The organism is Pseudoduganella sp. RAF53_2, assembly GCF_052113985.1.
Taxonomy (GTDB): Bacteria; Pseudomonadota; Gammaproteobacteria; order Burkholderiales; family Burkholderiaceae_D; genus Rugamonas.
Window position 1 is genome coordinate 1 of sequence record NZ_JBFRDW010000024.1, and the last position, 19,761, is coordinate 19,761.

Sequence of the window (19,761 nt, forward strand, 5' to 3'; positions counted from 1 at the left end):
CGCTTCAGTTCGGCCACCAACAAAGAACACGCACTCGCAGGAGCAGCAGTATGAAGATCGTCGTTATCGGCCACGGCATGGTTGGCCATAAATTCCTCGAATCGCTGGCGGATTCCGGCGCGACCGGGCTGGAAGTCACCGTGCTGTGCGAAGAGCCGCGTCCCGCCTACGACCGAGTGCACCTGTCCGAATTCTTTTCCGGCAAAAGCGCGGACGACCTGTCGCTGGTAAAGCCGGGCTTCTTCGAGCGCGACGACATCGTGCTGCGCCTGAATGCCCGCGCTACCTCCATCGATCTCGCCGCACGCGAAGTCACCGTCAACACCGGCGAAGTTCTGTCGTATGACAAGCTGGTGATGGCGACAGGCTCCTTCCCCTTCGTGCCGCCGGTTGAGGGCAAGGACCGTAAGGACTGCTTCGTCTACCGTACCATCGAAGACCTGGAAGCCATGCTGGAATGCGGCAAGCGCGCCAGGACCGGCGTAGTGATCGGCGGCGGCCTGCTTGGCCTGGAGTGCGCCAAGGCGCTACGCGATATGGACCTCGAAACGCACGTGGTCGAATTTGCTCCGCGCCTGATGGCGGTGCAGGTTGACGATGGTGGTGGGCGCGTCCTGCGCAGCAAGATCGAGGACCTGGGCGTGACCGTCCACACGGGCAAGAACACGCTGGCGATCACCGCCGGCGAAGATGGCACGCACCGCATGAACTTCTCGGATGGCAGCCATCTGGACACCGACATGATCGTTTTCTCGGCAGGCATCCGTCCACGCGACATGCTGGCGCGCGAGTGCGGCCTGGAAGTCGGTCCACGCGGCGGTATCGCGATCAATAATCAGTGCCTGACCTCGGACCCGAATGTGTACGCCATCGGCGAATGCGCGCTGTGGAATGGCATGATCTACGGCCTGGTTGCGCCGGGCTACGACATGGCCCGGGTGGCCGCCAAACACATGCTGGGCGGCGCCAGTGCTGAATTCAGCGGCGCCGACATGAGCACCAAACTGAAGCTGATGGGCGTGGATGTCGCCAGCATCGGCGATCCGCATGCCAAGGCAGAAGGCTGCCGCAGCTATCAGTTCACCGATGAGCGCAAGCAGGTTTACAAGAAGATTGTTGTCTCCGACTGCGGCAAATACCTGCTGGGCGGCGTGATGATTGGCGACGCATCCGAATACGGCACGCTGCTGCAGATGATGCTGAACCGGATCGAGCTGCCTGAAGCGCCGGAATTCCTGATCCTGCCGCAATCCGATGGCGCAGCAAAGCCGGGTATCGGTGTGGATGCCTTGCCGGCATCGGCACAAATCTGCTCCTGCAACGACGTGTCCAAAGGGCAGATTTGCGACGCGGTCGCAGCGGGTAACACCAGCATCGGCGCGCTGAAGAAGTGCTGYGGCGCCGGCACTTCCTGCGGCGGCTGTGTGCCGCTGGTGACCCAGATCATGAAGGCCGAGATGAAGAAGCTGGGCATGGACGTGAACAATCACGTCTGCGAACACTTCCCGCACTCGCGCCAGGAACTGTTCCACCTGATCCGCGTTGGCCAGATCAAGACTTTTGAAGACCTGATCGCGCGCCACGGCAAAGGCCTGGGCTGCGATGTCTGCAAGCCGCTCGCGGCCAGCATCTTCGCCACCTGCTGGAACGACTTCGTGCTGAAGAAGGAGCACGCCGGCCTGCAGGATTCGAACGACTACTTCCTTGGCAATATTCAGAAGGATGGTACCTATTCCGTGGTGCCGCGTATGCCGGGCGGTGAAGTGACGCCGGAAGGCCTGATCGCTGTCGGCATGGTCGCCAAAAAATACGGCCTGTACACCAAGATCACCGGCGGCCAGCGCGTCGACCTGTTTGGCGCACGTGTCGAAGAGCTGCCGCTGATCTGGGAAGAACTGATCGCGGCCGGCTTCGAAACCGGCCACGCTTACGGCAAATCCCTGCGTACCGTGAAGTCCTGCGTCGGCTCGACCTGGTGCCGCTACGGCGTAGGCGACTCCGTCGGCCTGGCGATCGAACTGGAGAACCGCTACAAAGGCTTGCGCACGCCGCACAAGATCAAGTTCGGCGTGTCCGGCTGCACCCGCGAGTGCGCGGAAGCGCAGGGCAAGGACGTGGGCATCATCGCCACCGAAAAAGGCTGGAACCTGTACGTGTGCGGCAATGGCGGCATGAAGCCACGCCATGCCGAGCTGCTGGCTTCGGACCTGGACAAGGACACGCTGGTCAAGTATGTGGACCGCTTCCTGATGTTCTACAGCCGCACCGCTGATCGCCTGCAGCGCACCAGCACCTGGCGCGAGAATCTGGAAGGTGGCCTGGACTACCTGAAGGAAGTCGTCATCAACGACAAGCTGGGCGTGAACGCTGAAATGGAAGAAGACATGCAACGCGTAATCGACAACTATGCCTGTGAGTGGAAGGAAGCCGTTACGAATCCGGAAACCCGCGCGCGCTTCCGCCACTTCGTCAACAGCCCGGACAAGGACAGCAACGTTGTCTTCATGGAGGAGCGCGGCCAGATCCGTCCCGCCACCGTAGAGGAACGAAAACGTATTCCAATCAAAGTCGTAGCGTAGGGCGGATCATTGATCCGCCGAACCAAGGAGAGCCAAAATGCACCGTGACATCCAAACCGGCAACTGGACCGCTGTTTGCGGCCTCGATGACATCGTCCCTAACACCGGCGTTTGCGCACTGCTGAACGGCGAGCAGGTGGCTGTGTTCCACCTGCACGACGGCGATGCGCCCCGTGTTTTCGCGATCGGCAATTACGATCCGAATTCCGAAGCGTCCGTGCTGTCGCGTGGCCTGATCGGCAATCTGGGCGAGCGCATCGTCGTTGCGTCGCCCATCTTCAAACACCACTTCGACCTGCAAACGGGCGAATGCCTGGAAGCGCCGGAGCATTCCGTGCCGACCTGGCCTGCACGCATCGATGGCGGAAAGGTCTGGGTCGGGGCATGAAGCCGTCGCTGGTCGTCGTCGGCAATGGCATGGCCGGGATGCGAACGGTCGAGGAGCTGCTCAAGCTGGCTCCTGACCTGTACGACATCACGGTCTTCGGCGCTGAACCGCACGGCAACTACAACCGCATCCTTCTCTCGCCAGTATTGGCGGGCGAAAAGACGGTGGACGACATCATGCTGCATACCCGCGAGTGGTATCAGCAGAACGGCATCACGCTGCATGCGGGCGACCCGGTCGAGCAGATCGACCGCAAGCGCCGCCTGGTGCGTGCGCGCTCCGGCCTCGAAGTGCGTTACGACCGCCTGCTGATCGCCACCGGCTCCAAGCCGTTCATCATTCCTGTGCCTGGCCATGAGCTGCCCGGCGTGCTGGCCTTCCGCGATATTCAGGACGTGGAAGACATGCTGCAAGCCGCCCGCAACCACAAGCATGCTGTCGTTATCGGCGGCGGCCTGCWGGGCCTCGAAGCGGCCAACGGCCTGCAGCGGCAGGGCATGGACGTAACGGTCGTTCACGTCACCGACGCGCTGATGAACCAGCAGCTCGACAAGCCCGCCGCCCAGCTGCTGCAGAAGGCGCTGGAAGCCAAAGGCCTGCGTTTCATGCTGGGCGCGCAAACCACCGGGATCATTGGTCCGGATCGCGTGACCGCGGTGCGGTTCGCTGATGGCAGCGAAATCCCTGCCGATCTGGTGGTGATGACAGCCGGCGTGCGCCCCAACATAGCGCTGGCGAAATCGGCAGGCCTGCACTGCGAACGCGCCATCGTGGTTGACGACACGTTGCAAACCTACGACCCGCGCGTGTATGCCGTGGGCGAGTGCGTGCAGCACCGTAGCGCGACCTTCGGCCTCGTTGCTCCGATCTGGGATCAGGCCCGTGTATGCGGCGCGCATCTTGCCGGCGCAGGCCATCGCCGCTACGTGCAACAGGCATCGCCGACACGGCTGAAGGTCACCGGCGTGGACCTGTACTCGGTCGGCGATTTCATTGGCGGCGAAGGCAGCGAAGACCTCGTACTGCGCGATCCGCGACGCGGCGTGTACAAGCGCCTGGTCCTGAACGGCAACCGCATCGCCGGTGCGGTGCTGTACGGCGACGTGCAGGACGGCCCCTGGTACTTTGACCTGATCCAGAAGCGCACCGACATTTCGTCGATGCGCGCTCACCTCTTGTTTGGCGAGGCGCTTTGCGCCCAGGCTGCGTGACATCATGAATCTCTCCCAGGAACACCTGTCGGTCAGCACTACCTGTGCCTATTGCGGCGTTGGCTGCGGCGTGAAGGCGACGCCACGCACGGATGGCGGTTTCGACATCGCCGGCGATACGGCGCATCCGGCCAATGCAGGCCGCCTGTGCGTGAAAGGCTCGGCACTGGGCGAGACGATCGGGCTGGAAGGCCGTCTGCTGCATCCAATGATGCGCGGCGCCGATGGCGCGCTGCGTCAGGCCGGCTGGGATGAGGCGCTTGATCACGTGGCCGCGAAATGGCAGGCGATCGTGGATGAGCATGGCCCGGATTCCGTGGCCTTATACGTATCCGGCCAGCTGCTGACGGAAGATTACTACGTCGCCAACAAGCTGATGAAAGGCTATGTCGGCACGGCCAATATCGACACCAACTCGCGCCTGTGCATGTCCTCCGCCGTGGCAGGGCACAAGCGTGCATTTGGCGAAGATGTGGTGCCAGTCAATTACGATGATCTCGAACTGGCCGACATGGTCGTGCTGGTCGGCTCCAACCTCGCGTGGTGCCATCCGATCCTGTTCCAGCGCCTGACGCGGGCCAAAGAAGCGCGTCCTGAAATGAAGATCGTGGTGATCGACCCGCGCCGCACCGCGACCTGCGAACTGGCCGATCTGCATCTCCCGGTCAAGCCGGGCACGGATGTATGGCTGTTCAATGGCCTGCTGAGCTATCTGTCGCGCATCGGCGCCGCTGATCCGGAATTTGTGGCCGAACACACCAGCGGCCTGGCCGACGCACTGGCCGCCGCTTCGCTGACGCCGGAAGAAGTGGCGAAAGCGTGCCGTGTGAATCTGGCGGATCTGATGTCTTTCTACGAAGCTTTCGCTGCGACGGCGAAAGTGATTACCGGTTTTTCGATGGGCGTGAACCAGTCCGGCGCCGGTACGGACAAGGTCAACAGCATCATCAACTGCCACCTGATCGGCGGCCGTATCGGCAAGCCGGGCATGGGGCCGTTCTCGATTACCGGCCAGCCGAACGCGATGGGCGGCCGCGAAGTCGGAGGGCTGGCGAATATGCTGGCCGCGCACCTTGACCTCGACAAAAGCGAACACCGCGATGCCGTGCAGACGTTCTGGCGCTCGCCGAACATCGCCTCCGCGCCTGGCCTGAAAGCGGTGGATCTGTTCAGCGCCATCGAAAGCGGCCGTGTGAAAGCGGTATGGGTGATCGCGACGAACCCTGTGGTCAGCCTGCCGAACGCCGATCAGGTACGCCGCGCCTTATCGAAGTGCGAGCTGGTGATTTCCTCCGACGTGGTGCTGGCGACGGACACCAACACGCATGCCCACGTGCTGCTGCCCGCGCTGGCCTGGGGCGAAAAGGATGGCACGGTCACCAATTCTGAACGCCGTATCTCCCGCCAGCGCGCCTTCCTGCCAGCACCGGGCGAAGCTCGCCCCGACTGGCAGATCCTTTCGCAATTCGCACAGCGCCTGGGCTACCAAGGCTTCGCGTACACGAGCGCGCGCGAGATCTTCATCGAGCATGCCGCCTTGAGTGCGTGGCGCAACAATGAGCGCGATCTGCCGCGCGCTTTCAACATCGGCGGCCTCGCGGCGCTGGACGCCGCGGGCTACGATGGTCTGCCTCCGACGCAATGGCCAGCAGCCGCCGTAGTGCCCGGCCGCGCTGCGCCAGCACGTGTATTTGCCGACGGCCGCTTCTCGCACCCCGACGGCAAGGCGCGCTTCGTGCCGACGCCGCCGCGCGCGCCGGCGAATGCGCCGGAAGAAGAATTTCCTATCGTGCTGAACACCGGCCGCGTGCGCGACCACTGGCACACCATGACCCGCACCGGGCGCGCGCCGAAACTGGCCGACCACATCCCCGAGTCCTTCGTCGACATTCATCCGCAGGATGCGCTGCTATGCGGCGTGAAGGAAGGCGAGTTGGCCCGCGTATCGAGCAAATGGGGCGCGATGATTGCGCGTGTACGTCACGGTGGCGGTATCGCACGTGGCAGCGCTTTCGTGCCGATTCACTGGAACGACCAGACGGCATCGGACGCCCGTGTCGGTGCGCTGGTGAATCCCGTGGTCGATCCGATCTCCGGCGAGCCCGAATTCAAACACACACCGGTGCGTATCGACCGCTTCCCCGTGAAATGGCATGGCTTTGTACTCAGCCGCACGGAGCTGAACCTGGACAGCATGGCCTACTGGACGCGCGCGCAGGGCAAAGACTTCTCCCGCTACGAACTGGCTGGCCGCAATGCGATCGAAGATTTCGGTCACTGGGCCCGCGCGCTGCTTGGCGTGAGCGATGACGATGCCGACTGGCTGGAATACGCCGACAAGAGCGAAGGCGTGTATCGCGCCGTGCATCTGGTCGACGACCGTATCGCGCAATGCATCTTCATCTCCCCGCGCACGGATCTGCCAGCGCGCAACTGGCTTGCGAGCCTGTTCGCGATGGAGCAACTGACCGTGGCTGACCGCGCAGGTGCGCTGGCGGGCCGCGCGATCGAAAAGGGCGCCGACGCCGGTCCCACGGTGTGCTCCTGCTTCGGTGTTGGCCGCAACACCATCTGCAACGCGATCCGCGACAAGGATCTGAAAACCGCCGCCGAAGTCACCGCCTGCGTGAAAGCAGGGGGCAACTGCGGGTCCTGCGTGCCGGAGATCAAGCAGATTCTGCTGGTCACCCGCGCAACGGCTGAAGCTTAGCGGTCGATGCCCCCCATGCAGATGTATTTGATGACGAGGTAATCGTCCATGCCATGCGTGGAGCCTTCGCGGCCGATGCCCGATTGCTTCACGCCGCCGAAGGGCGCGATTTCGTTCGAGATCAGGCCCGTATTCACGCCGACCATGCCGCTTTCCAGTCCTTCCGCAACGCGCCAGATACGGCCGATGTCGCGCGAGTAGAAGTAGGCGGCCAGACCAAACTCGGTGGAATTGGCCAGGGTGACCGCTTCCTCGTCGGTCTTGAAGCGGAACAGCGGCGCCAGCGGACCAAACGTCTCTTCGCGCGCCAGCTCCATATCCGAATGCACATCCGCCAGAATGGTCGGCTGGAAGAAGGTATGGCCCAGTTCATGGCGTTTCCCGCCCAGCAGCAGCCGCGCGCCTTTGCCCAGCGCATCGGCAATGTGCTCTTCGACTTTCTTGACGGCCTTCTCTTCGATCAGCGGACCTTGCGTCACACCCGGATCGACGCCATTGCCGACTTTCAGCTTACCGACAGCCTCCACCAGCTTCTTCGCAAAAGCATCGTAGATACCGTCCTGCACATAGATGCGGTTCGCGCACACGCAAGTCTGGCCGGTATTGCGGTACTTCGATGCGATTGCGCCTTCTACCGCCGCGTCCAGATCGGCATCGTCGAACACGATGAAGGGTGCATTGCCGCCCAGTTCCAGCGACAGCTTTTTGATCGTTGGCGCAGACTGCTCCATCAGCAGCCGTCCCACCGCAGTGGAACCGGTGRAGCTCAGTTTGCGCACGATTGGGTTGGCGGTCATCTCCTTGCCGATGGCTTTGGGATCACCCGTGACAACGCTGAACACACCAGGCGGAATGCCCGCGCGTTCGGCCAGCACGGCCAACGCCAGCGCCGAGAAGGGCGTCAGCTCCGCGGGTTTCAGCACCATCGGGCAGCCCGCGGCGAGCGCAGGACCAGCCTTGCGTGTGATCATCGCAGAAGGGAAGTTCCACGGCGTGATGGCGGCGCTCACGCCAATCGGCTCGCGCGTGACAACGATGCGGCGGTCAGGCCATGGCGACTGCAGCGTTTCGCCGGCAATGCGCTTGGCTTCTTCGCCGAACCATTCGATGAATGATGCCGCGTAAGTAATCTCGCCCTTGGACTCGGCCAGCGGTTTGCCTTGCTCGGCCGTCATCAGCAACGCCAGGTCGTCGGCGTTTTCGAGCATCAGATCATTCCACTTGCGCATGATGGCCGCACGTTCCTTCGCGGTCTTCTTGCGCCAGGCCGGCCATGCGGCATTCGCGGCTTCAATGGCGCGGCGCGTTTCCGCTTCGCCCATGCGCGGCACGGTGCCGATTTTTTCGCCAGTGGCGGGATTGGTGACGGCAATGGTTTCGCCATTATCGGCGTCGCACCATTGGCCATTAATGTAGGCCTGCTGTCGCAGCAGGGTGGGATCTTTCAATGTCAGCATGTCGCCCCCTTTTGTGAATCCCACCAGTATAGCGAGAACGTCAATATCGTGCCCTGAGCACGATCCGAGGCGCGCGGTTGCGAATGTTTCAATTTGAGCATATGATCAAACTGCAAAATATTAAGATCACACTAATTAATATGCGCCGCCCCATCGTACTGGTCCCCGCTTGCAGCCACCAGATTGGCTCGCATCCCTACTATGCCGCTCAAAACAAATATGTTGATGCGGTCGTTGTGGGTGCGCGCTGCCAGCCGCTGCTCGTGCCGCCACTGGCCGACAATACAGACATCGAATCGCTACTCAAGATAGCCGATGGTCTGATGCTGACCGGTGCGCCTTCCAATGTGCACGCCAGCCTGTATGGCCAGGACCTGCTTGATCCATCGCTGCCGCTCGATGCGGCGCGCGATGCGACGACCATTCCGCTGATCCGCGCTGCCATAGACAGAGGCATTCCGCTGTTCGCGATTTGCCGCGGCTTCCAGGAAGTGAACGTGGCGCTTGGCGGCACATTGCATCAGGCGCTGCATCAGGTGGATGGCCTGTTTGATCATCGTGAAAACAAATTCCAGTCGCTGGAGCAGCAATATGCGCCGGCACATCGGGTCAACCTCGAAAAGGGGGGGCGGCTGCATCATATTCTCGACGGCGATAACGAAATCAAAGTGAACTCCCTGCACGGGCAAGGCATCGACAAGCCGGCGCCAGGCCTGCAAGTGGAAGCGCGGTCCGATGACGGATTGATCGAAGCCTACTCAATTTCCACCGCGCCCGGTTTCACGCTTGCGGTGCAATGGCATCCGGAATGGCGTGTTGCCGATAGTGCTGTCTCCATGAAATTGTTCAGCGCATTCGGGCTGGCCTGCCGCGTGCACCGGGACCGTATCCCCTAGCGTCTTCTCAGCGTAAGTCCAGAATTTCAAAATGACTTTAGAGAGGAAGCTATGGCAATTCGCGAGAACTTTACATACACGGACATGGATGAGTGGCTCAATGAAAAACGAGTCACGGAGATCGAATGTCTGGTGCCGGACCTGACCGGTGTCGCACGCGGCAAGATTCTTCCGCGCGGCAAATTCACGGAAGAACGGGGCATGCGCATCCCGGAGGCGGTGCTCGGCATGACCGTGACGGGCAATACGCCGCAGGAAGACGACGCCTACGACCGCGCGATATCGTCGATCGACCGCGACATGATCCTGAAGGCCGATCCCACCACGATTACGATGGTGCCTTGGGCTGCCGACCCTACAGCGCAGGTGATCCACGATTGCTACTTCTCCGATGGCCGCCTGGTCGATTTTGCGCCGCGTACGGTGCTGCGCCGCGTGCTGAAGCTGTATGAAGAAAAAGGCTGGAAGCCCATCGTGGCGCCGGAACTGGAGTTCTACCTGACCGACAAGAACTCCGATCCCGATCTGCCGCTGAAGGCGCCGATTGGCCGCAGCGGCCGCGCCGAAACCAGCCGCCAGGTCTACAGCATCGACGCGGTCAATGAATTCGACCCGCTGTTTGAGGACATCTACGACTACTGCGACATGATGGGCCTCGACGTCGAAACGCTGATTCACGAAATCGGTGCGGGACAAATGGAGATCAATTTCCTGCACGGTGAGCCACTGGGCCTTGCGGACAAGGTGTTCTTCTTCAAGCGCACCTTGCGTGAAGCGGCGCTGAAGCATCATATGTACGCCACCTTCATGGCCAAGCCGATGGCGGGCGAGCCGGGATCGGCGATGCATATCCACCAGAGCGTTGTCGATGCAAAGACGGGCTGGAATATCTTCAGCAATGAGGACGGTTCCCCGTCGCCGCTGTTCAAGCAATACATTGGAGGCCTGCAGCACTACATGCCTTCCGCGATGGCCATCGTTGCGCCATATGTGAACTCATACCGGCGTCTGGTACGCCACACGGCGGCGCCGATCAATATCCAGTGGGGCATGGACAACCGCACCGTGGGCTTCCGTGTGCCGGAATCGAGYGTGCAGGACCGGCGTGTGGAGAACCGCATCATCGGCGCCGATGCGAATCCGTATCTGGCGCTGGCGGTCACTCTGGCCTGCGGCTATCTCGGTATGACCGAGCATCTGGAGCCCTCACCCATCACCACCGGCAGCGCTTACGACATGAAGTACGAGCTGCCGCAAGGCTTGCCGGAAGCGCTGAAAGCCTTGCGCGCTGAGCCCAAGCTGCATGCCGTATTGGGCGAGCGCTTCATCGATGTCTATGCCGCGATCAAGGATCTGGAACACCAGGAGTTCATGACGGTGATCAGTCCATGGGAACGCGAGCACCTGCTGCTGCACGTTTGATAAGGGGGCGATATGGAAACTGCTGAAATTCAGGCCAAGGACCACGCCCACTATATGCATCCCTTCACCGATCACAAGGCGCTGGGCGAGAAGGGGGCGCGCGTGATCGTGCGCGGCGACGGCATTTATCTTTGGGATTCTGAAGGCAAGAAAATCCTGGATGGCATGTCCGGCCTGTGGTGCGTGAACGTGGGGTACGGCCGCACCAGCATTGCCAAGGCGGTGTATGAGCAGATGGAGACGCTGCCTTTCTATAACAGCTTCTTCAACACGACCAATATGCCGGCCGTGACCCTGGCCTGCAAGCTTGCCGAGATTGCGCCGCCGGGTTTTCAGCACGTGTTCTTTACCGGATCGGGCTCGGAGGCGAACGACACCAATGTGCGCATGGTGCGCCGCTATTGGGATTTGATGGGGCAACCGAAGCGCGACATCATCATCAGCCGCCACAACGCCTATCACGGCAGTACGATGGCCGGCGCGTCGCTGGGCGGCATGGACGGCATGCACGCACAGGGCGGATTACCGATTCCGGGCATCGTGCATATCGGCCAGCCGGATTACGTATCGGCTGGTAAAGGCATGACGGAGGACCAATTCGGCATTCACGCGGCGGCCTGGCTGGAGCAGAAGATCCTCGAACTGGGCGCTGATCGCGTCGGCGCCTTCATTGGCGAGCCGATTCAAGGCGCGGGGGGCGTGGTGATTCCTCCGCGTACCTACTGGCCGGAGATCCAGCGTATCTGCGACAAATACGGCATCCTGCTGATCGCGGACGAGGTGATTACGGGCTTTGGCCGCACGGGCCGCATGTTTGCATCCGAACTGTTTGGCATCAAGCCGGACCTGATCACGTTTGCCAAAGGCGTGACCTCGGGCTATGTGCCGCTGGGCGGTGTGCTGGTGGGCGACCGCGTCGCGAAAGTGCTGGTGGAGCAGGGCGGCGAATTCAATCATGGGTTCACCTACTCCGGCCATCCGGTGGCCTGTGCGGCGGCACTGGAGTCGATCCGCATCGTCGAAGAAGAACATCTGGTGCAGCGCGTGGCGGACGACACGGGACCTTATCTGGCGGACCGTTTCGGCTCGCTGAGCAGCCATCCGGTGGTCGGTTATGCCAACAGCTGCGGCTTGGTGGCTGGCCTGAATCTGGTGCGCAAGAAGGGAGCCACCGTTCACCAGCATGAGTGGTTCGATCCGGCGCTGAGCGCGGGCATGGTTTGCCGCAAGCATATGTTCGATAACGGCATGATCATGCGTGCCGTGGGCGACCGCATGATTATCGCGCCGCCGCTGGTGATGACGCGGCCGCAGATCGACGAAATGGTGGAGCTGATTCGTCATTGCCTCGATCTGACGTATAAAGAATTCAAACAGCTCGGCTGGATCAAGGAGTGAGCATGGAGAAGATCAACTGGGCCGATCGCGCCATTCGCCTGAGTATCGATGGCCGCGCCTTCGTCAATGGTGAGCGCAGCTGGGCGGTGTCCGGCCGCAAGTTCGACAACTTGTCGCCGATCGACGGACGCTATCTTGCCCAGGTTGCGCGCTGCGACAGCTCGGATGTTGACCTGGCCGTGTCGAAAGCGCGCATCGCGTTTGAGGACGGGCGCTGGGCGCGCAAAGCCCCTGCGCAGCGCAAGAAGATCCTGATGCGCTTTGGCGAGTTGATGATGCAAAACATCGAGGAGCTAGCCCTGCTCGAAACGCTGGACATGGGCAAGCCAATCAAATACAGCCTGTCCGTGGATGTGCCCCTGGCCGCAAACTGCATCCGCTGGTATGGCGAAGCGATCGACAAGATCTACGGCGAGATCGCGCCCACGCCCGCCAACAGTCTGGCGCTCATCACGCGTGAGCCTGTGGGCGTAGTGGCGGCTATCGTTCCCTGGAATTACCCGATGCTGATGGCCGCATGGAAGATCGCGCCTGCACTGGCGGCGGGGAATAGCGTGGTACTCAAGCCATCGGAGAAATCGCCGCTGACCGCGTTGCGCATGGCCGAGCTGGCGATGGAAGCGGGCATTCCGCACGGTGTATTGAATGTGCTGCCGGGATTCGGCAATGAGGCGGGAGCCGCGCTGGCCCAGCATATGGATGTGGACTGCATCGGCTTCACCGGCTCCACGCGCACTGGCAAGCAGATCGTGCAGATGGCGGGGCAATCGAATTTAAAACGGGCCTGGACTGAATTGGGCGGCAAGTCGGCCAATATCGTTTGCGCCGATTGCCAGGATCTGGACGCGGCGGTGTCGGCGGCTATTGGTTCGATCTACTTCAACCAGGGCGAAAGCTGCAACGCACCGTCACGCCTGTTCGTTGAGGAATCGATTCGCGAAGAGTTCCTGGCGCGGGCGCTGAAGATGGTGCCGAACTATGCGCCGGGCGATCCGCTGGACGAGAAGACGGTGATGGGCGCGATTGTCGATGCGACGCAAATGAAAACCGTCATGGGTTATATCGAATCCGGCAAGGCGGAAGGCGCCAAGCTGCTGGCTGGCGGCAATGCGGCGCGCGCCAGCACCGGCGGCTTCTACGTCGAGCCAACGCTGTTCGACCGCGTCAACAACAGCATGAAGATTGCGCAGGAGGAGATTTTCGGACCGGTGCTGTCCGTGCTGGGTTTTACCGATCTGGATGAAGCGGTGAAGCAGGCGAATGCCACGAGCTACGGCCTGCATGCGGCGGTGTGGACTGCGGATTTGAGCAAGGCTGTGAAAACCGCCCGCGCTTTGAAGGCGGGCACGGTGCACGTCAACCAGTACGATGGCGACGACATCACCGTGCCGTTCGGCGGCTACAAGCAATCAGGCAATGGCCGCGATAAATCGCTGCATGCCTTCGACAAGTACACCGAGCTGAAAACGACCTGGATTCAGATTTGAGGTTGTCGCCGGTCAGGTGGCAACGGCGGGTCAATGACCCGCCCTACGGCGATCTTCGATCCGCCGTGCCTGTTTAGAAGCAATGTTCCAGCGCCGGGAAGCCGCCGTTCTTCACGGCCGCAACGTAGGCGCTGATCGCTGCCGCGATCGTGGTCTGGCCGTCCATGAAGTTCTTCACGAAGCGCGCTTTGCGGCCCGGGAACACGCCCAGCATATCGTGCATCACCAGCACCTGGCCGGAGCAGTCCGGACCCGCGCCGATGCCGATGGTCGGAATCGCCAGCAGCTCAGTAGTCTCCTTGCCCAGTGCAGTCGGAATCGCCTCCAGCACCAGCAGCGAAGCGCCGGAAGCTTGCAGTTTCAGCGCGTCCGCCTTCAGCAGCTCGGCGCTTTCCACGGTCTTGCCCTGCACCTTGTAGCCGCCCAGCGAATGCACGGACTGCGGGGTCAGGCCCAGGTGAGCGCAAACCGGAACGGAACGATCCACCAGGAAGCGCACGGTATCGGCAACCCAGGCGCCGCCTTCGATCTTCACCATATGCGCGCCGGCCTGCATCAGCTTGACCGCGTTGTCGAACGCTTGCTGTGGCGAGCCGTACGAACCAAAAGGCATATCGGCGACGATCATGGCCGACTTGGCGCCACGGGCGACAGCCGCCGTGTGATACGCCACTTCCTGCACGGTCACCGGCAGCGTGGACGAGTGGCCGTTGCACACCATGCCCAGCGAGTCGCCGATCAGCAGGACTTCCACGCCGCAGCTGTCCATCAGCGAAGCGAAGCTCGCGTCRTAGCAGGTCAGCATGGTGATCTTTTCGCCGGCCGCGCGCAGCGCGTTCAGCGACGGAATCGTCACGGCCTTGGTCGGCACCGCCTTCGTCGGAGCGGGCGTGCCGCTGGCGCCCAGCGCAGGCGCCGGAGCCGAACCAGCCATATCGTTCCCTTGCAAATAACCAGACATGGTATGTCCTCGAAATAAAAAAGCGTATTGTAAGCGCTTATTTCAACTGCTTGTCAGCGCCGCAATTCCGACATGATTTTTTCGGCAAGGAAGTCGCATGGCGGCCGATTCGACGTATTGCTGCGCGCGAGGATCACTTCCAGCGCATCGATTTCGGGAAGGCCCTGCGCCTGGCCGAGCAGGGCCAGATGACTGGGAACGGCGCAGCGCGCCAGCGGCGCCACGGCGAGCCCCGCTTCCACCATGCTGAGTAAGCCCATCAGGCTGGGGCTTTCGTAGGACGTGCGATACGGGATCTTTGCCTTCTCCAGGCTGCGGATCGCGTTTTCGCGCGCCACGCTGCCCGGCAGGAAGACGGCAATCGGCAGCGGACGCTCTTTCCAGATATCTTTTGCGCTCGGCGTTGCGGCCCAGACCATCGGCTCGAAGCGGATGAACTCTCCCGAAAGACCCTTCACGCGCGTGGCGCAGACCAGGTCCACCGAGCCATCTTTGACCATCGGCGCCAGCGCCACGCTCGGAAGTCCCACCACCTGAATTTGCACCTTCGGGTAAGTGGCGGAAAACTTCTTCAGGATTGGCGGCAGCAGGGAATAGGCATAGTCGTCGGGTACGCCAATGACTACGCGGCCCGTGATGTCGGGACGGACCACGGCGGCCCACGCTTCGTCGCGCAGCGCCAGCATACGCCGTGCGTAGGTCAGCAGAACCTCGCCATCCTGGGTCGGCGTGACGCTGCGCGGCCTGCGCACGAACAGCGGCTTGCCCAGCGCCGTTTCGAGCGTCTTGATCTGCATGCTCACGGCCGATTGCGAACGATGCACGACTTCCGCCGCGCGGCTGATGTTGCCGGTATCGGCTACGGCCACCATCATGGCCAGCACATCCAGGTCGAGTGCTTTCATAAGTATCAGAAAAACAGATAGAAACGTTCAGTATTATGCGATTTTCTTAGGCTAACACGTCAGGCATAGTATCGGAAAGGAGCCGAATCATGAACGCACGCACCGATCCATCAATCTTCGCATCGCCGGAACTGGACTTTGCCACACTGGCATCCGGCATCCGTGTGCCCTATGTGGCCAGCGGAGCGGGAGAGCCGCTGTTCTTCGTGCACGGCTCGCTGTGCGACTTCCGTTACTGGAACAGCCAGATTGCTGTTCTCGCAAAAGATTTCTACTGCGTTTCGATGAGCCTTGGCCATTACTGGCCAGGTGGCGACGGCCGCGCGCTGGGAGAATTCAGCTGGAAGAACCATGTGGCGGAACTGGCGGAGTTCATCGCCGCGATGGATGTCGGGCCGGTGCATCTGGTGGGCCATTCGCGCGGCGGATGCGTCGCGTTCCAGCTGGCGCGCGAGTATCCGCAACTTGTTAAATCGCTTACGCTGGCAGATCCGGGTGGCCCGCTGCAAATCGATGGCGCCGTGCAGGCTTCTCTGCCGTCTGAAACCGAGATCCTGCGCGCGGAAGTCTCCGCGCTGATTGAAAACCGTGCCATTGAGGCGGGACTTGAGCTGTTCGTCGACTCGGTCAGCCTGCCCGGCATCTGGCGCAGGAGCCCTGCCGGGTTCCGCACCATGGCGCTCGATAACGCCTCCACGCTGCCAAAGCAGTTCCGCGATCCCTTGCCTGCCTATTCGCGTGAAGCAGCAGCTGATGTGAAATGCCGGACCTTGCTGGTCGCTGGGCAGAAAAGCCCACGCATGTATCACGATAACGTAGAGCGGCTCGCGGAGTGGATCGGCGACGCCCAGACCCACACCATTGCCGGCGCTTCGCATGGCATGAATGTTACGCACCCGGCGGCGTTCAACCGCCTGCTCCAGGCTTTCCTGGGCTGATTATTTGCCGACGAAGAGGAAGCCCACCGCGCCCATGATGCAGACGAAGGCGCCCGCGTGGCGCCAGCTCACAGGTTCGCCCAGCACGGTCACCATGAAGATGCCGAACACGATCAGGGCGATGGCTTCCTGCGTGACTTTCAGCTGACCGGCGCTCCAGCCACTGGCGAAGCCGAAGCGGTTGGCGGGGACGGCCAGACAGTATTCCACAAATGCGATGACCCAGCTGATCAGGATGACCTGAAACAGCGGCTTGTGCATGCCGCCCTTCAAATGCCAGTACCAGGCAATCGTCATGAAGATGTTCGAGAGGGAGAGCAGCAGGAATGTAGTCATGACGGGAGCTTGGTGATGGTCTGGCCGGCAACGCGCGGCAGGTAGTCGGCGGCTTTGCCCAGGCCCGGTAGCTTGACTGCCGCATCCACTTCCAGCAGGGGCACCAGGACGAAGGCGCGTTCGTGCAGGCGCGGGTGGGGCACGGTCAGCGTGGGGCTGCTGATTAGCTGGTCGCCGTATAGCAGCAGGTCCATGTCCAGCGTGCGCGGAGCGTTGTAGTAAGGGCGCAGGCGGCCATGCGCTTGTTCGATGTCCTGCAGCGCGCGCAGCAGGGCTTCCGGTTCCAGCGCGGTTTGCAGACGGGCGACGGCATTGATGTAGTCGTCTCCGCTGGAATCGATGGGCGCCGTAAGGTACAGGCTGGAGACGCCGGCCAGCGTACTGCCGGGCAGCTGGCGCAGCATATTGATGGCGTCTTCCACATTGGCGCGGGCGTCGCCAAGATTGGCGCCGATGCCGATGTAGGCGGTGGTGTTCATGGCGGATCTAGGCGGATCGTTGATCCGCCCTACGCGGCGGCTGGTTCGTTGCTGCCGCCGCCACGCTTGCCGCGGCGGGGACGGCGACGGCGGCGCTTCGGCGCGCCATTCTCTTCGCTGGCCGGCATGTCGAACTCGTCCTCGCCTTCGTCGGCCACGGCTTCGCGCGCTTCAGCGTGCGCTGCATCGTCGGCGCTTTCGTGTTCTGCTTCCTGACCTTCGGCCGCGTCCTTGTGGCGCGTGCCACGGCGTGGTGGACGCTTGCGCTTCGCGCCGCCACCGCCGCTGCCAGCGGTCGACACCAGCTCCGCGCGCATGATCTCATCGCCCTCATAGAAGGCCGTCCACCAGTCGCCCAGTTCCTTGTCGATCTCGCCGGATGCGCAGCGCAGCAGCAGGAAGTCGTAGCCCGCGCGGAAGCGCAGGTGCTCCAGCAGCTTGTATGGGTTCTTGCCGTTGCGGCGCTCGAAGCGCGGCTGCATGGCCCAGATGTCGCGCATGTCGGAACCGATCTTGCGCTGCAGGGCCAGTTTTTCGGTCTGCGATTCCAGCACTTCGTCCGCTGCCAGATGCAGGGCAGGGATCGGGAATTCGCCGGCGGCCTGGTAGGCCTGCCACTTCTCCAGCACCTGGTGCCACAGCAGGGAGGCGAACAGGAAGCCGGGCGACACAGTCTTGCCGGCCAGGATGCGGCGGTCGGTGGCGTCCAGTGCCAGCGTGACGAACTTGGTGCCCAGCGGCTGCTCCAGCACCACGTCCAGCATCGGCAGCAGGCCATGATGCAGGCCTTCCTTGCGCAGCTGCTGCAGGCAGGCCAGCGCCTGGCCGGACATCAGCAGCTTCAGCATCTCGTCGAACACGCGTGCGGCAGGCACGTTGTTGATCAGCGGCGCCATCACCGAAATCGGTTCGGCAGTGGTCGGCTCGATATCGAATTTCAGCTTGGCGGCGAAACGCACCACGCGCAGCATGCGTACCGGGTCTTCGCGGTAACGCGCTTCCGGCTGGCCGATGATGCGCAGGGTCTTGGCGCGGATGTCTTCAATACCGCCGTGATAGTCCAGCACTTCCTGCGTGGCCGGGTTGTAGTACATGGCGTTGATAGTGAAGTCGCGGCGCGCCGCGTCTTCCGCCTGGCTGCCGAAGGTGTTGTCGCGCAGGACGCGGCCATGCTCGTCGCGCGGCGCGTTATCCATGGCCGTGCCGCGGAAGGTGGTTACTTCCAGCAGGTCCTGACCGAACATGACGTGCACGATCTGGAAGCGCTTGCCGATGATGAAGGCGCGGCGGAACAGGCGCTTGACCTGCTCCGGCGTAGCGTTGGTGGCGATGTCGAAATCTTTCGGCTTCACGCCCAGCAGCAGGTCGCGCACGGCGCCGCCAACCACGAAGGCCTGGAATCCTGCCTCCTGCAAGGTGCTGGTGACACGGACGGCGTTCGACGACAGCAGCTTCGGATCGATGCCGTGGTCTTTCGGTCCCATGACTTCGGGCTCGCTGGTATTGCGTCCGGCCTTGCCTTTGACGCCCAGGATTTTTCGGATGAATTTCTTAATCATTGAACAGATGGAGTAGTTCCCAGCCTTTTGCCGCGGCGTGTGCGCTCAGGGTGGCGTTGGGGTTGGTCGCAATCGGGTGGCTGACGATCGAGAGCAGCGGCAAGTCGTTGTGCGAATCGCTGTAGAAATGCACGCTCTCGAAGCTGTCCAGCGTATGTCCCATCTTTTCCAGCCAGGCCTTGGTGTGCACGATCTTGCCCTCGCCCTGGGTTGGCGTACCAAGCAGCTTGCCGGTGATGCGGCCCTCGGCATCGCGTTCGGGCATGGCGGCAATCAGATGCTCCACACCGAAGGCTTTGGCGATGGGCGCCGTCACGAAGTGGTTGGTAGCGGTAACGATGGCAACCAGGTCGCCGGCTTCCAGGTGTTTCTGCAAAATGGCGCGGGCGGCAGGCAGGACGTTCGGCATCACCACTTCCTGCATGAACTGCTGCTGAAGTTCGGCCAGGCGCTGCGGCTCGAATTTAGCCAGGGTGCCGAGGGAGAACTCAAGGTATTCGACGGGGTCCAGCGTACCGGCCTGATATTGGGCGAAGAATTCGTCATTGCGGCGGCGGAATTCGGCGACGTCCACCACGCCCAGTTTGCACAGGAACTTGCCCCATTCGTAGTCGGAGTCGATGGGGAGCAGGGTGTGGTCGAGGTCAAAGAGGGCGAGCTTCATTCTTCTTTCGCTTCCGCTTGCAGCCATTCGCGCAGCAGCGGCAGGGTAATTGGTCGTTGGGTTTCCAGGGAATACTGGTCGAGCGAGTCCAGCATCGAAGACAGCGAACGCATGTCACGCTGAAAATGGGACAGCAAGTAGGGTAACACGCCGGGAGACAAGGTCAAACCACGGGCGGCGGCGGCCTGGCTCAGCGCGGCCACCTTTTCCTCATCGGTCAGACCATGGATCTGGTAGATCAGGCCCCAGCCCATGCGGGTTCGCAGATCCTCGCGCACCGGCAGCACGGCCGGGGCCACATCGCCGCTGCACACCATGAAGGCGTTGTTGGCGCGGATCTCGTTGAACAGGGCGAAGGCGTCGATCTGGGC

General features: G+C 62.1%; 17 protein-coding genes. 9 read left to right on the forward strand and 8 right to left on the reverse strand.

Translation table 11 applies throughout. From position 1 onward, the window contains the following. Positions 1-50 precede the first annotated feature (50 nt). The 4 genes from nirB to AB4Z11_RS02815 are packed head-to-tail and all read left to right on the forward strand — an operon-like array spanning position 51 to position 6,888. Positions 51-2,579 (forward strand): nitrite reductase large subunit NirB, encoded by a 2,529-nt coding sequence (gene nirB / locus AB4Z11_RS02800; RefSeq protein WP_442022683.1) that lies wholly within the window; start codon positions 51-53, stop codon positions 2,577-2,579. Between the two features lie 37 nt (positions 2,580-2,616). Continuing rightward, positions 2,617-2,967: a nitrite reductase small subunit NirD gene (gene nirD, locus AB4Z11_RS02805; protein ID WP_442022684.1), complete on the forward strand. Its 351-nt coding sequence runs from the start codon at positions 2,617-2,619 to the stop codon at positions 2,965-2,967. After that, positions 2,964-4,178 carry an NAD(P)/FAD-dependent oxidoreductase gene (locus AB4Z11_RS02810; protein ID WP_442022685.1) on the forward strand — a complete coding sequence of 405 codons (1,215 nt, stop codon included), beginning with the start codon at positions 2,964-2,966 and terminating at the stop codon, positions 4,176-4,178. The genes nirD and AB4Z11_RS02810 overlap by 4 nt, the downstream gene beginning before the upstream one ends. A 4-nt stretch (positions 4,179-4,182) precedes the next feature. Beyond that, entirely contained in the window at positions 4,183-6,888 is a 2,706-nt protein-coding gene (locus AB4Z11_RS02815; RefSeq protein WP_442022686.1) for a molybdopterin-dependent oxidoreductase, read from the forward strand. On the opposite strand, the gene gabD is transcribed toward AB4Z11_RS02815, so the two are convergent. Next, complete coding sequence (gabD, locus tag AB4Z11_RS02820) at positions 6,885-8,345, reverse strand: NADP-dependent succinate-semialdehyde dehydrogenase (protein WP_442022687.1); 1,461 nt, start codon at positions 8,343-8,345, stop codon at positions 6,885-6,887. The two genes, AB4Z11_RS02815 and gabD, sit on opposite strands and share 4 nt — an antisense overlap. Positions 8,346-8,446: 101 nt before the next feature. Between gabD and AB4Z11_RS02825 the strand changes: the two genes are divergently transcribed. From AB4Z11_RS02825 to AB4Z11_RS02840, 4 genes are read left to right on the forward strand one after another with little or no spacing between them, the layout of a single operon-like run. Further along, positions 8,447-9,241 (forward strand): gamma-glutamyl-gamma-aminobutyrate hydrolase family protein, encoded by a 795-nt coding sequence (locus AB4Z11_RS02825; protein WP_442022688.1) that lies wholly within the window; start codon positions 8,447-8,449, stop codon positions 9,239-9,241. A 51-nt stretch (positions 9,242-9,292) separates the two neighbouring features. After that, positions 9,293-10,663, forward strand: a complete 1,371-nt coding sequence (locus AB4Z11_RS02830) for a glutamine synthetase family protein (protein WP_442022689.1) — start codon at positions 9,293-9,295, stop codon at positions 10,661-10,663. Between the two features lie 12 nt (positions 10,664-10,675). Next, on the forward strand, positions 10,676-12,061 hold the full coding sequence (locus AB4Z11_RS02835; RefSeq protein ID WP_442022690.1) for an aspartate aminotransferase family protein: 1,386 nt from the start codon (positions 10,676-10,678) through the stop codon (positions 12,059-12,061). Positions 12,062-12,063: 2 nt separating this feature from the next. Next, positions 12,064-13,548 carry an aldehyde dehydrogenase gene (locus AB4Z11_RS02840; protein ID WP_442022691.1) on the forward strand — a complete coding sequence of 495 codons (1,485 nt, stop codon included), beginning with the start codon at positions 12,064-12,066 and terminating at the stop codon, positions 13,546-13,548. Between the two features lie 73 nt (positions 13,549-13,621). Here the strand turns inward: AB4Z11_RS02840 and panB are convergent, their stop codons facing one another. Further along, positions 13,622-14,509: a 3-methyl-2-oxobutanoate hydroxymethyltransferase gene (gene panB / locus AB4Z11_RS02845; protein WP_442022692.1), complete on the reverse strand. Its 888-nt coding sequence runs from the start codon at positions 14,507-14,509 to the stop codon at positions 13,622-13,624. Positions 14,510-14,562: 53 nt separating this feature from the next. Beyond that, positions 14,563-15,414 carry a LysR family transcriptional regulator gene (locus AB4Z11_RS02850; RefSeq protein ID WP_442022693.1) on the reverse strand — a complete coding sequence of 284 codons (852 nt, stop codon included), beginning with the start codon at positions 15,412-15,414 and terminating at the stop codon, positions 14,563-14,565. Between the two features lie 89 nt (positions 15,415-15,503). On the opposite strand from AB4Z11_RS02850, the gene AB4Z11_RS02855 reads away from it, so the two are divergent. After that, on the forward strand, positions 15,504-16,352 hold the full coding sequence (locus AB4Z11_RS02855; protein WP_442022694.1) for an alpha/beta fold hydrolase: 849 nt from the start codon (positions 15,504-15,506) through the stop codon (positions 16,350-16,352). Here the strand turns inward: AB4Z11_RS02855 and AB4Z11_RS02860 are convergent, their stop codons facing one another. From AB4Z11_RS02860 to AB4Z11_RS02880, 5 genes are all read right to left on the reverse strand, one after another. Beyond that, a complete protein-coding gene (locus AB4Z11_RS02860) occupies positions 16,353-16,688 on the reverse strand; it encodes a DMT family protein (RefSeq protein ID WP_442022695.1) in 336 nt (111 codons plus the stop codon). Further along, complete coding sequence (folK, locus tag AB4Z11_RS02865; protein WP_442022696.1) at positions 16,685-17,167, reverse strand: 2-amino-4-hydroxy-6-hydroxymethyldihydropteridine diphosphokinase; 483 nt, start codon at positions 17,165-17,167, stop codon at positions 16,685-16,687. Before folK ends, AB4Z11_RS02860 begins: the two co-directional genes overlap by 4 nt. A gap of 29 nt (positions 17,168-17,196) precedes the next feature. Continuing rightward, positions 17,197-18,726, reverse strand: coding sequence for a polynucleotide adenylyltransferase PcnB (gene pcnB, locus AB4Z11_RS02870; RefSeq protein ID WP_442022697.1), 1,530 nt, complete (start codon positions 18,724-18,726; stop codon positions 17,197-17,199). After that, positions 18,719-19,390 (reverse strand): HAD family hydrolase, encoded by a 672-nt coding sequence (locus AB4Z11_RS02875; RefSeq protein ID WP_442022698.1) that lies wholly within the window; start codon positions 19,388-19,390, stop codon positions 18,719-18,721. The genes pcnB and AB4Z11_RS02875 overlap by 8 nt, the downstream gene beginning before the upstream one ends. Next, the coding region (locus AB4Z11_RS02880) for an HdaA/DnaA family protein (RefSeq protein WP_442022699.1) at positions 19,387-19,761 on the reverse strand (375 nt) is incomplete at its 5' end. The genes AB4Z11_RS02875 and AB4Z11_RS02880, both read right to left, overlap by 4 nt.